Source organism: Streptomyces sp. A0592 (assembly GCF_004795115.1).
Lineage (GTDB): Bacteria > Actinomycetota > Actinomycetes > Streptomycetales > Streptomycetaceae > Streptomyces > Streptomyces erythrochromogenes.
This window is the reverse complement of sequence record NZ_SSBM01000001.1, coordinates 453,640-465,816: the sequence shown is the minus strand read 5'-3', so window position 1 is coordinate 465,816 and position 12,177 is coordinate 453,640. Positions and strand designations below refer to the sequence as shown.

At 74.1% G+C, this 12,177-nt stretch carries 12 protein-coding genes; 5 read left to right on the top strand and 7 right to left on the bottom strand.

The genetic code is table 11. The features are described 5' to 3' along the window. Positions 1-7 precede the first annotated feature (7 nt). Together E6U81_RS02180 and E6U81_RS02175 are read left to right on the top strand one after the other, a co-directional pair. Positions 8-487: a hypothetical protein gene (locus E6U81_RS02180; protein WP_346766116.1), complete on the top strand. Its 480-nt coding sequence runs from the start codon at positions 8-10 to the stop codon at positions 485-487. A 187-nt stretch (positions 488-674) separates the two neighbouring features. After that, positions 675-1,406 carry a DUF4328 domain-containing protein gene (locus tag E6U81_RS02175; protein ID WP_136228309.1) on the top strand — a complete coding sequence of 244 codons (732 nt, stop codon included), beginning with the start codon at positions 675-677 and terminating at the stop codon, positions 1,404-1,406. A gap of 26 nt (positions 1,407-1,432) precedes the next feature. On the opposite strand, the gene E6U81_RS02170 is transcribed toward E6U81_RS02175, so the two are convergent. The 3 genes from E6U81_RS02170 to E6U81_RS02160 form a co-directional block, all read right to left on the bottom strand. Beyond that, a complete protein-coding gene (locus E6U81_RS02170; RefSeq protein WP_136228308.1) occupies positions 1,433-1,615 on the bottom strand; it encodes a hypothetical protein in 183 nt (60 codons plus the stop codon). Positions 1,616-1,706: 91 nt separating this feature from the next. Further along, on the bottom strand, positions 1,707-2,999 hold the full coding sequence (locus E6U81_RS02165; RefSeq protein WP_136228307.1) for a sigma-70 family RNA polymerase sigma factor: 1,293 nt from the start codon (positions 2,997-2,999) through the stop codon (positions 1,707-1,709). Beyond that, positions 2,999-3,415: a YciI family protein gene (locus tag E6U81_RS02160; protein ID WP_136228306.1), complete on the bottom strand. Its 417-nt coding sequence runs from the start codon at positions 3,413-3,415 to the stop codon at positions 2,999-3,001. The genes E6U81_RS02165 and E6U81_RS02160 overlap by 1 nt, the downstream gene beginning before the upstream one ends. A 154-nt stretch (positions 3,416-3,569) precedes the next feature. Between E6U81_RS02160 and E6U81_RS02155 the strand changes: the two genes are divergently transcribed. Further along, positions 3,570-4,001: a GNAT family N-acetyltransferase gene (locus tag E6U81_RS02155; protein ID WP_136228305.1), complete on the top strand. Its 432-nt coding sequence runs from the start codon at positions 3,570-3,572 to the stop codon at positions 3,999-4,001. Between the two features lie 418 nt (positions 4,002-4,419). Further along, on the top strand, positions 4,420-4,845 hold the full coding sequence (locus tag E6U81_RS02150; RefSeq protein WP_136228304.1) for a hypothetical protein: 426 nt from the start codon (positions 4,420-4,422) through the stop codon (positions 4,843-4,845). A gap of 4 nt (positions 4,846-4,849) precedes the next feature. Here the strand turns inward: E6U81_RS02150 and E6U81_RS02145 are convergent, their stop codons facing one another. After that, a complete protein-coding gene (locus tag E6U81_RS02145) occupies positions 4,850-5,509 on the bottom strand; it encodes a lysophospholipid acyltransferase family protein (RefSeq protein WP_136228303.1) in 660 nt (219 codons plus the stop codon). A gap of 219 nt (positions 5,510-5,728) precedes the next feature. Between E6U81_RS02145 and E6U81_RS40740 the strand changes: the two genes are divergently transcribed. Continuing rightward, a complete protein-coding gene (locus E6U81_RS40740) occupies positions 5,729-8,440 on the top strand; it encodes a serine hydrolase (RefSeq protein ID WP_240803569.1) in 2,712 nt (903 codons plus the stop codon). Positions 8,441-8,561: 121 nt separating this feature from the next. On the opposite strand, the gene E6U81_RS02135 is transcribed toward E6U81_RS40740, so the two are convergent. The 3 genes from E6U81_RS02135 to E6U81_RS02125 form a co-directional block, all read right to left on the bottom strand. Further along, the gene (locus tag E6U81_RS02135; protein WP_136228302.1) at positions 8,562-9,752 is read right to left on the bottom strand and encodes a S8 family peptidase; all 1,191 of its coding nucleotides are present in this window, start codon (positions 9,750-9,752) and stop codon (positions 8,562-8,564) included. A gap of 285 nt (positions 9,753-10,037) precedes the next feature. Next, on the bottom strand, positions 10,038-10,844 hold the full coding sequence (locus E6U81_RS02130) for a hypothetical protein (protein ID WP_136228301.1): 807 nt from the start codon (positions 10,842-10,844) through the stop codon (positions 10,038-10,040). Beyond that, positions 10,844-12,127 carry a VWA domain-containing protein gene (locus E6U81_RS02125; protein WP_136228300.1) on the bottom strand — a complete coding sequence of 428 codons (1,284 nt, stop codon included), beginning with the start codon at positions 12,125-12,127 and terminating at the stop codon, positions 10,844-10,846. The genes E6U81_RS02130 and E6U81_RS02125 overlap by 1 nt, the downstream gene beginning before the upstream one ends. Positions 12,128-12,177: the final 50 nt, after the last annotated feature.

Below are 12,177 nucleotides of genomic sequence, written 5' to 3'. Positions count from 1 at the left end.
GGCCGACGTGCTGCCCGAGGTTGTGGGACGTGACGAGTTCGCCGCGTTGATCATCAGGACCGACTACGGCGACGAGCCGGCATGGCGGGCGGTGGCGGCGGCCCTGGGCGAGCGGTGGGGTGCCGACGGGGAGTTCGAGGCCTCCGTCCACGTCGTCGACGACCCCGTCTGGGCCGGCGCCACGTCCGAGGCGGTCATCGCCGCGGTCGCCCGGGACGAGGACCTGAGCGTCGTGTTCGTCGCCGACGGTGTCACCATGCGGTCCCCGCACCGTGCGCTGCTCGCCCTCGACCTCGGGGCCGAGGACGAAGACCTCGACCCCGAGTACTACCGGGAGCTCGTCGACTCCCCGCCGCCCCGCGAGTTCCGCACCGTCCCGGCCGGAGTCCACGATGTCCACGCGAACCTTTCGATCGCGAACCTGGACTTCGAGGAGTACGCACACGAGGCACTCGCCGATCCCGAGGGCGTCTTCCGGTCCTTCTGAACCGCGCCGGGCCATCGGACGTCGCGCGGCCCCTGTGGCGCCGGCACTGTCCGATCCGCGGTACGCCCGGCTGCGACCTGGGGAAACGGGTGTGACGGGGATCGGGCGGATGCCGTAGGTTCCTGCCTGGCCCGCCCTCTTCGGCGCGCCCTTTCCTGTTCCCGTCACCCGTGGGGGGTCCTTCAGCATGTCCGCAGTTCCGGCCGGTCCGCCGGTCCCGTCCCCGGATGCCGGGCCCGTCGTCACGGGCGTACGGCTGCGCGCGGCCGTGGCCCTGGCCGTCGCGCTGACCGTGCTGTGCGTGCTGTTCATCGGGTGCAGCGCGTACGCCGTGTACGCGGACTGGACCACGTGGGCGCTCATGGAGCGGCTCGTCTCGGACCCGGGTGCGGTCGGCGATGCCGAACTGGGCCGCGGCGAGAGCCTGTTCCTCCTGGCCTCATCGGTCCAGACCAGGGCCATGATCGTCGCGTGCGTCGTGTTCATCGTCTGGTTCCACGTGGTGCGCGCGAACGCCCGGGTGTTCGCACAGAACGCCGACACGGGCGCATCCGCTGTGGCGGTCCGTGCCCGGTTCGTACCGCTGTCCAACCTCTGGCTTCCGTACCGGATCGCGACCACCTGGGTGTCGAGCCGGCCTCGCGGGGCGGCCGACGGCTCCCGGCGGTTCCCTTCGACCCTGGTCGACGTCTGGTGGGGCGCCTTCGTAGCGGCCCGCGTCCTGGGGTGGTGCGGGGGCATGGCCTACGCCCTGGCCCAGAGCCCCGGCGCCGTCCGCCACGCGGCCACCGCCCTGCTGGTGGGAGACGTCCTCGACATCGTGGCCGCCGTTCTCGCGCCGCTCTTCGTCATCGGGCTGACGGCCATGCAGCGCTCAAGGCCCACCCGGAATCCCGCCGTCGCAACGGTGCGGCTGTAGCTGCAGCTGCAGCTACAGCTGTCCGCTCAGGCGGCCGGGACCACCGAGGCGCGCATGGCCGCGGCCCATTCCTGGAGCAGGCCGGCGTGACGGATGCGCTCCGCGTCGGAGAGGCGGCCTTCGGCGCGCGCGAAGAGACAGCGGATGTCGGCGTTGATCTCGGCGAGGGTGCGTTCGGGGGCCTGGCGGTCGTCGGGGGTCGGGCTCACGTGATCAAGAGTAGGGCCGGGGTCCGACAATCGTGGACCATGTCCGGCATGCGGACGGCGGGGTCCGCTGTGGCGGGGGCGCGGCGCGGGCTCATTCGGCGATCCGGGCCGCCCGGGACCGGAGGTAGCGGCGTTCGGGGGTGCTGAGGGTGAGGCCCGCGGCCTTCGCGTAGGCGGCGCGGGCCGCCGCCCGGTCGCCGGCCATCTCCAACAGGTGGGCCCGTACGGCTTCGAGGCGGTGGTGTCCGGCCAGGTGGTCGTCGTCGTCCAGCGCGGCGAGGAGGTCCAGGGCCCGGCGCGGTCCGTGCACCATGGCCACGGCGACCGCGTGGCCCAGGCGTTCGACGGGCCCGGGGACCAGCCGGACGAGCACCTCGTAGAGGGCGAGGATCTCCGCCCAGTCGGTGTCCTCGTCGCCCGCCGCCTCGTCATGGACGGCGGCGATCGCGGCGCGCAGCTGGTACGGACCGAGCGGCGTGCGGGTGAGGGCGTCGCTGACCAGCGTGACCCCTTCGGCGATGGCGTCCCGGTCCCAGCGGGTACGGTCCTGCTCCGCGAGCGGGACCAGGCTGCCGTCCGGCCCGGTACGGGCGGCGCGCCGGGCATCGGTGAGCAGCATCAGCGCCAGCAGCCCGGCCACCTCGCCGTCGTCCGGCAGCAGCGCGTGGACGGCGCGGGTGAGGCGGATCGCCTCGGTGGCGAGGTCGGCGCGTTGCAGTTCCCGGCCGGAGGTGGCCGTGTAGCCCTCGTTGAAGATGAGGTAGAGCACGTGGAGCACGTCGGCCAGCCGCGCCGCACGCTCCCGATCCTGTACCTGTTCCTGTCCCTGTTCCGGGTCGGGCGTGTCGGCGGGGGTGCCGAACGGCGACGGGGAGGTCTTGATACGCCGTTTCGCCCGGCTGATGCGCTGCGCCATGGTGGCTTCGGGGACGAGGAGCGCGCGGGCGATCTCGGCCGTGGTGAGGCCGCCCACGGCCCTCAGGGTGAGGGCGATCCGGCCCGCGGCGGGCAGCTCGGCACGGCAGCAGAGGAAGAGCAGGGTGAGGGTGTCGTCCTCGGCGGGGGCACGGCCCTCCCCCGGTGGCGGCGCCACGAACTCGTCGCGCGGGGTCAGCGCCGCGGCTGTCTCCTCGCGCCTCCTGCGTGCGTCCTCGCTGCGCAGCTGGTCGGTGAGCCGGCGGGAGGCGACACGGATGAGCCAGCCGCGCGGGTTGCGGGGGCGGCCCTCTGCGGGCCACTGCCGGGCGGCGGCGAGCAGCGCTTCCTGCACTGCGTCCTCCGCCGCGTCGAAGTGCCCGTAGCGGCGCAGGAGCGCGCCGAGGACCTGCGGCGCCAGTCGGCGCAGCAGGTCCTCGCTCGCGGGTTCGGGGGCGGGGTGCGTCATCACATCTCGGTGCCCGAGCCGGAGTCGACGGGCCGGACGACGACCGGGTAGTTGGGTGCCCCCTCGGGCACCGGGCAGGCGTGGGCGCGGGCAGCGATCTCGGCGGCCCTGGCGAAGTCGGGGACGTCGACGATCCAGTAGCCGGCGAGCACCTCCTTGGCCTCGCCGTACGGGCCGTCGGAGATCACGGGTGTTCCGTCGGCTCCCGCGGTCACGAGCTTGGCCAGGCGGGGTTCGGTCAGGCCCTGTCCGTCGACCCATTCGCCTGATTCGGCGAGGTCGTCGTTCAGGGCGCCCATGTACGCGAACATCGCCTTGAGATCCGCCTCCGACCATGCGGGGTTGCCGGTGCTCGCCCGGCCGCCCATGGCGTCGTAGTCCGCCTGACTCCCGAGAACCATCAGCATGTACTTCATGGGGTGCCACTCCTTCAGGTCGCGCTCCCGGATCGGGAGCCTCTCGCAGGGGACGTCGGAGCCGTCCCTCCCATTTCGACACGTCGGCCGCAGCCGCGCGAGATCGCCGCCCTTGCCGCCTCGCACGCGGTGGCGTGCCCGTTACGCTGCCGCAATGAAGATCATCGACCTGGAGCCCGGTGACGCCCGGCTCACCGCCGACCTGCTGCCCGTGCTGCTCGAACTGCGTCCCCACCTCACCGAGGAGCTCTTCCTCTCGGTCCTCGAGGAGGGGCGGGGCCAAGGGCTGCGCTTCACCGCGGTCTACGGCACGGACGGGGTGTGCGTGGGTGCGGCGGGCTGGCGGATCGTCGCCACCACGTCCATGATCCGCAACCTCTACGTCGACGATCTGGTCACTTCGGCCGCCGCCCGTTCCGCCGGCGTGGGCCACGCGCTACTCGCACATCTGGAGCAGCACGCCCGGGCCGCCCGGTGCACCGCGCTCACCCTGGACTCCGGGACCCAGCGGACCGACGCACACCGCTTCTACGCCCGCGAGCGGATGGCCGTGACCGCCTTCAGCTTCGAGAAGCCGCTCCTCTGAGGGCGGGTGGCGGGTGAGGAGGGGCGCCGGTCGTCTCCGTGACCGAACCGACGCCGCCCCGAGGCCCGATCGGGCTCGTCGGCGCGGCCACCGCTTGTTAGGTTCTGGCGTCGTCGACCCCGGGGGAACCGATCCCATGCCCGTAGCCCGAATGCGCCGAGGCGGCCTGTGCGTCGCGGCCGCGGCCGCCGTCCTGCTCGCCGGCTCCTCCGGATGCGCGAACGAGGGCCACGCGGACCCGAAAGCCCCGCCGTCGCCCTCGGCCTCGGTGTCCGTGCCCGTGTCGGCCACGAGTACGGCTACGGCTGCGCCGGCAGGAACCCCTGCCACGTCGCCGGCCGCGCCCACGACCCGGGCCGCGACACCGTCTCCGCCTCCTCCGCCGCCGCCTGCAGCGCCGACCCGGCTGACCGTCGCGGTGGACACCCGCCGCGGCCGGCTCGCCCTCGTACGGGGCGGCGCCGCGCAGGAGTTCACCGTCACCCTGCGGAACGGGAACTCCGCCGACTACCGGCACCTGCTCGTGGCCTTCCAGATGGAGGCCCTCGTCGGCGAACCGGGCGACCGGCCGGGCAGCGGGCCGGGTTTCCTGCTCGAGCGCTTCGACCGGGCCTCCGGCGCCTGGCGCCCGGCCGAACTGCGCATCGCGAACGATGCCGGGCCCCTGTCCCTGTTCACGGGCGGCGGGCCGCTCGCCCGTGAGGCCGTCCGCGTCGAGCGCTACCGGATGCGCGCGACCGCCGACGGACCGACGGGCAGCACCCCCGTGGTCGTGTCCTTCGTCGACACCGACACCGACCGGGAGGTCGCGGCCCATGTCCTCCTCGGGCACAGCACCGGCTGAGCCGTCACACGGCCGCGCAGGCCTCCCCGACGGCGGAGGCGGCGGTGCGCCAGGCCTCGGTGACGGCCTCACGGGCCCGGTCCGTCGCCTCCGGCACCCGGTCGGGGAGGTGCACCGGCGACCCGATGTGTACGTGGAGGCAGGGCCGGCGCAGCGGCGCCGTGAAGACCCCGGCGAGTTGCTTGGCACTGTTGCCGGAGCACAGGCGGCGGGAGCCGGCCTGGCCCACGGGGACGACGGGGGCTCCGGTCGCGGCGGCGAGCCGGGCCAGGCCGCTGCGGAAGGGGCCCGGTGCGGACTCCCCCGCGTCGCGGCGCGTCGGCAGCCCGCCCTCGCCGTAGAGCAGCACGCTGCGACCCGAGGCGAGGGCCACGGCGGCGGCGTCCAGGGAGTCCGCGGCCCGGGCGGTGCCGCGGTGGACGGCGATGTGGCCCTCGCGGCGCAGTGCCGGCCCGAGCAGCGGTACGCGCCACAGTCCGGCGGTGGCCAGGATGACCGGCTCGATCCCGTGGCGCCGCAGCGCCGCGACGACGACGGCGGGGTCGGCGAGCGAGGTGTGGTTGGCCACGAGGATGGAACCGGTGGCGGGCCGGGCGCCCGGGTCGGCGGTGACGGTCAGCCGCCCGAAAGCGGGGACCAGGGCGGCGGCGATTCGGCTGAGCATGGACGTCCCCGTTCGGTGGTGCGGTGGTGTTGCGGTCCATCGTCGACGGGGGCGCGAGCGCGGTCATGAGTAGCCGTACTCACCGAATATGACCGAACGGTCACAAGATCGGGCTCGGGGAACGCGTGGTGCGCGACCTGCATCTAGCAGTGTGGCGGGGCCCTCTTGGGGTGCCGCCGAACGGTATCTGCACAGTGTGAGCGGCAAGGCGGGGCTGGGATGAAGGCGGTAGCGGTGACGGACGGTTCCTCGGACGACCCGAAGGACGAGGGAACCACCGTCGCGGGGGCGGCACCCGACAAGGCGGCGTCGTCCGCGGCGGCGGACTCGAACGCGGAGGCGGAGGCGGAGGCCTCGCGGCCGGCCGCCCAGTCGGACGGCGAGCCGGAGACCACGGCGGAGGCGGACACCGGGACGAAGGCCGAGGAGACCTCGGACTCCGAGTCCGGCGCGGAGCAGGCCTCCGACGGCGACGTACCGGAGGACGGGCCCGAGCACGAGCCGAAGACCCCGGAGCAGGCCGAGGACGCCCCGGCGGACACCCCCGACACCAAGCCCGAGCCCGAAGCCGGCGACGCGCGCACCCAGATGCTGCGCGTACCCGCCGCCACCGCGCCGGAGGACGAGCCGGAGCCCGAGTCGCATACCGCCGACGAGGCCGCCGCACAGTCCGAGGACGCCCCGGCGGACACCCCCGACACCAAGCCCGAGGCCGCAGCCGGCGACCCGCGCGAGCAGATCCTGCGTGCCCCCCGCACCGCCGCACCCGACGACGGGTCCGGGACGAAGACCGCGGACGAGGCCGACGCCAAGGCCGAAGACACCCCCGCGGACACCCCCGAGCCCGAGGCGAAGCCCGAAGCCGACGACTCGCGCACGCAGATGCTGCGCGTACCCCGCACCACCGCACCCGACGACGGGTCCGGGACGAAGACCGCGGACGAGGCCGACGCCAAGGCCGAAGACACCCCCGCGGACACCCCCGAGCCCGAGGCGAAGCCCGAGGCCGACGACTCCCGCACGCAGATGCTGCGCGTACCCCGCACCACCGCACCCGACGACGAGTCCGGGACGAAGACCGCGGACGAGGCCGACGCCAAGGCCGAAGACACCCCCGCGGACACCCCCGAGCCCGAGGCGAAGCCCGAGGCCGACGACTCGCGCACGCAGATGCTGCGCGTACCCCGCACCACCGAGCCCAAGGCCGCCAAGACCCCGCCGGACACCCCGGACACACCCCGGCCCGAGGCGAAGCCCGAAGCCGACGACTCGCGCACGCAGATGCTGCGCGTACCCCGCACCACCGCACCCGACGACAAGCCCGAGGCCGGGCCCGAGGCCGGGCCCGAGGCCGACGGCTCGCGCACGCAGGTACTGCGTGCGCCCGGTGCCGCCGCCCCGGACCGCAAGGCCGGCGGCAAGCCCGAGGCACCCGGGAAGAAGGCCGCCGAGACCACTCCGAAGGTGCCTTCCTGGGCGGCGGCGCGGGAGGAGGACGCGGATCCGGATCCCGAGCGGACGAGCCGGTTCGTCGCGCTCAAGGACCTCGACGCCACGCCCCCCGTCACCGCGCGGCCCCAGAGCCACCCCCAGCCCCATCCCCGCCCGCAGACGGCCGTGCCGCAGCCCCTGCCGCCGCTCGACCTGCTGGCCGATCTCACCAACACCCCTCCCCCGCCGGAGACCCCCCGCCGGACCGTGCTGCGCCGCGTCAAGGTGTGGACGCCGATCCTCCTGCTGCTCGTCGGCGCCTGCATCGGCGGCCAGATGCTGCGTCCCCTGCCCGACCCCCGGCTCGTCGCCGCCGAGACCGACCACACCGTGGACGGGCAGCTCTCCATACCCTGGCCCGCCAGGGGCCAGGGCGCCGTCCGCGTCGTCGGCTCCGGCGACATCGGCACCTACGGCGATCAGAGGCCCGTTCCGACGGCCAGTGTCGCCAAGATCATGACGGCCTACGTGGTCCTCAAGGGCCACCCGCTGCGCAAGACCGAGCCCGGTCCGGACATCACGGTCGACGCCAAGACCGTGGCGGACGGCAACTCCGCGGACGAGTCCCGGATCACGGGCCTCAGCGTCGGCTCGAAGTTCAGTCAGCAGGACATGCTGAAGATGCTCATGATCCCCTCGGGCAACAACGTCGCCCGCCTGCTGGCACGCTGGGACACGGGCACCGATTCCGAGGCCGCGTTCGTGGAGAAGATGAACGCCGCCGCCCGGGAGCTCGGCATGACGGACACCGTGTACACCGATCCGAGCGGGTTGGACGCGGGCACCGTCAGCACCGCCACCGATCAGCTGAAGCTCGCCGAGGCGGTGATGAAGGACGAGACGTTCCGCGCGATCGTCGCTCTGCCCGAGGCCCCCATCAAGGGCCTGGGCGAGAAGCTCGTCAACAACAACGACCTCCTCACGGTGCAGGGCCTCAGCATCCGCGGCATCAAGACCGGCTCCAGCACGCCCGCCGGCGGCACCTTCGTGTGGGCGGCGTACAAGTCGGTCGGTGACGAGACCCCGCTGATCATCGGCTCGTTGATGGAGCAGCGCGCGCCCGCCCCCGACAAGGACGCCCTCAACAGCCTGGCCCTGGTGAAGGCGAACAGCAAGAAGATCATCGAGGCGGTACGGGCGGCCCTCGCCTCCACTCCGCTCGTCCGCAAGGGCGACGTCGTCGGGTACGTGGACGACGGGCTCGGCGGCCGTACCCCGCTCGTGGCCGTCAAGGACCTGAACGCGATCAGCGTGCCCGGTCAGAGCTTCAAGCTGTCCCTGAAGGCCGGCGCCTCACCGCTGCCGCACACCGCGAAGGACGGTACGGAGGTCGGTGTGCTGACGGCGGGTGAGGGCGAGGGCGCCAAGAGTGTCCCGGTGGCCGTCAAGGGAGCCCTGGCCGAGCCCTCGTTCGGCACCAGGCTCACGCGTCTCGGCTGAGAGCCCGGCCCGACGAGCCGCTGGTCCCCGCCCCCGTCCGCCGTCCGCCGGTCCGGTTCTCCCGGACCGGCGGAAGGGGCCGAGGACGGGCGGACGAGCGGACAGGGGCGGCCGCTGCCCGTCAGATACCGTCCGTGAACAGCAGCCGGTTGGGGGTACCGGCACCGGTACCGGTCAGGAGGTCCTTGGTCGACTTCTCCACGAGCCACCCGGCGACCTCCTCGGGAGTGGCCGCGGGGTGGGCCGCCTTGTAGAGGGCGGCCGCTCCGGTGACGTGCGGGGCGGCCATGGAAGTGCCGTCCAGGGCCACGGTCTCGCCGCCGAGCAGCGCGGACTCGATCTGCTCGCCGGGGGCATGGATCTCGACGCAGTCGCCCCGGTTGGAGAAGGCGGACTGCTCGTCGCGCCGGTTGCTCGCGGCCACCGTCACCACCCGGTCCGCCGAGGCCGGCGAGACCGTGCAGGCGTCGGCGGCGGAGTTGCCGGCCGCGACGACCGGCAGGGTGCCCGCCGCGGCCACGGCAGTCGCGGCCCGGTTCACGGCGTCGGAGCGGCCGCCGCCCAGGGAGACGTTCAGGACGGCCGGCTGCCTGGCGTTCGCCGCCACCCAGTCCAGTCCGGCGACGACCGCCGAGTAGTCGCCCCGCCCGTCGCAGCCCAGGACGCGGACGCTGACCAGCCGTACGGCGCGTGCGACGCCGTACGTCCGGCCGCCGACGGTGCCCGCGACGTGGGTGCCGTGGCCCTCGCAGTCCTGACCGCCACCGCCGTCCGCGACGGCATCGAAGCCGGGCTCGGCGCGCCCCTCGAACTCGGGGTGGGCGTAGTCGATCCCGGTGTCGAGGATGTAGGCGGTCACGCCGGCGCCGTCGCCGCCGGTGGTGAAGTCGCCGTCGAGCGGGAGGGTCCGCTGGTCGATGCGGTCCAGGCCCCAGGTCGGTGCGGGAGCCCGGGCGGCGGACGGTGCCGCCGGGCCGGCCGGCGTCGGCGGGGCGGAGACTTCGGCGTCCGCCTCCACCGAGCGCACTCCGGGGGTGGTGCGGACGGCGTCCAGCTGCCCCGGAGTCAGCGGCACCGCGAAGCCGTTCATCGCGGATCCGTAGACGAAGGTGGGCTCCAGCCCGAGCCGCTCCACGAGCCCGCCGGCGTCCACGCCCTCGTCGAGGCTGACGATGTACTTGCCGGGAACGGCGGCGGCGGAGGTGAAGAGCGGAGCCCGTACGGGTTCCGGGACGTCCGCGGCCGCGGCCCCGCCGAGTGCGGGTGCCGCCGCGATCAGGGCCGCGGCGGTCAGACGTACGAGCAGGCGCATAGAGGTACTCCCCGGGAGGTCGGCGGTCGTCAGGAGACGGCCGCGTCCTCGCCGGTGCTCGGTCGCGGCCTCCCTCTCCTTCGGACGGCGCCCGGGAGGGCTTGAGGGGCATGTCCTCGCATGGCCCAGCGCCCCGGACCGGGCCGCGGGCAGGGCGGTCGCAGCAGGTGCCGTGACCGCCCTCCACGACCGCGCGCCGTGACAGCCCGCCCGGGGTGGGAAACCGGCCCGGCCGGGAGGCCGGGCCGGGCCCCGCGCAACCCGGCCGGGCCCCCGGCAGCCGGGTCAGGCGCCGGGCGGCACCCGGGACGGGCGGCCCGTGCCGCGCGTCAGGGAGTACCCGAAGATGCCCGCGAGGGCACCGAGCACTCCGCCGACCGCCGTCCAGAGCCAGCGGTCCGACCACCAGCCGCCGGACCAGCCGTCCTCCGGCTCGCGCAGGGTGCCGGTCACCGTGCCGGCGACCAGCGGGGTGGCGAGGGCCCCGTCCACCGCGAAGGCGCCGCCCTCCTCCTGCACGTCGGCCTCGACGGCCGCGCGCACCGGCAGGCCCAGGTCCTCCTCCGGCAGGTCCACGACCGTCAGACGGACGTAGTAGCTGCCCGGCAGCGGGTCGTTGGCCCACGGCTCCGCGCCGGCGCGGACCGTGCGCAGGGTGCAGGACAGTTCGACCGAGGCGGCTTCCTTGGCCGCCGCCCTGCTCTGCATGCCGTACGTGCAGGCCTGCCGGCGGCGGAGTCCGTCGTACACGTCGAGCTGCCAGGTCGACGCGCCGTGCCGGGCGGCGGAGTCGGGCAGGGTGATGGCGGCCTTCACGGTGACGCGCTGCTGTGCGTCGACCGGAAGGACCCAGTACAGGTAGTCGCCGCTGGAGGCGCCGGCCGTGGCCTTCTGGCCGGGCCGGAAGGGCGTGGCGGTGCGGAAGCTCGTGCCCGCCTCGGTCGGGGCGGCTTCGGCGCCGGACCCGCCCTTGCCGGTGGTGGCGCTCGGCGAGGGGGTGTCCGCGGAGGCCGTACCCGCGGCCGTACCGGCCACCGCGAGGGCGGCGGCCGCCGCGAGCAGGCCCGCGGTCAGTCTGCGTACGGTACGCATCAGTTGGTCCTCCAGACGGAGATGCGCCAGCGCGAGATCCATCCCCACACGAGCCCGGCCAGGAGTCCGGCCAGCACCAGCACGGCCAGCGTCCACCAGCCGCGCCCGAGCCCGAAGGCCGCGGCGTCGGAGGCGTCGTCGGGGCCGTCCACCAGGTCGATGGTCAGCTCGACGGGCATGCCCGGGGTGGTCTTGACGGACGCGGGGGCCGAGAAGGAGTTGCTGACCTGGAGGCAGACGGTCTCCGCCGCGGGCTTGGCGTCCGAGTCGGAGTCCGCGTCGTCGATCTCGGCCTTGGGGTAGCGCAGGCCGGTGGAGAGGACGTCGGTACGGCCGTCGCCGGCCTCGGAGCCGCGTACGATCTCCCTCCCGTGGACGGTCGTGGCGCGCAGCATGACGCCGTAGTCGTTGTTGACGGCCCTGTCGGCGCCGATGCTCACCGAGGCGCGCAGCTCCTGGCCGGGCAGGACGTCCACCCGGTACCAGCGGTGCTCACCGAAGGTCTCGCGGTCGCTGTAGAGGCCGGCCTTCAGCTGCGGGGCGCCCGCGCACTGCTTGGCGCCCTCGGTCGCCACCGGGTTGACGACCGGATCGGCGGCCCGGTCGACGAGTTGGCGCACCCTGCCGGAGAGTTCGGCCTTGTGCTGGACGGAGGTGTACGTTCCGCCGGTGGCCTCGGCGATGCAGGTCAGCTGGGCCCGGGTCTTGGCGTCCGGGACCAGGCCGAGGGTGTCGATGACCAGGTGGATGCCCTTGGCCGCGATGTCGCGGGCCACTTCGCACGGGTCGAGCGGGGCACAGGTGTCCTCGCCGTCCGTGATGAGGACGATCCGCTTGGTGGCGTTGCCGCCCTCCAGGTCCTGGGCCGCGCCGAGCAGGGCCGGTCCGATGGGGGTCCAGCCGGTCGGCGCGAGGGTCGCGACGGCGGTCTTGGCCTCGGTCCGGTCGAGGGGACCCACCTTGTAGAGCTGCTTGGTGTCCTTGCAGCCGAGGGTGCGGTCGTCACCGGCGTAGTCGGCGCCCAGGGTGCGTATGCCGAGCTGGACTTCGGCGGGCACGGCGTCGATGACCTCGTTGAAAGCCTGCTTCGCGGCGGCCATGCGGGACCCGCCGTCGATGTCGTTGGCGCGCATGGAGCCGCTGACGTCCAGGACGAGGTCGACCTTGGGGGGTTCCTTCGCCGCCGGTCCGTCGGCGGCTGTGGCGCTCGCCGGGAAGAGCCCGACGGCGAGTGCGGCGAACAGGCCGCAGGCCCTGGCCGCGAGCCGTTTTCTTGTGATCATCGCCGGATCGTATTGAGGATCGTCCGGCAATCCAAAAACGGAGGCCCCGG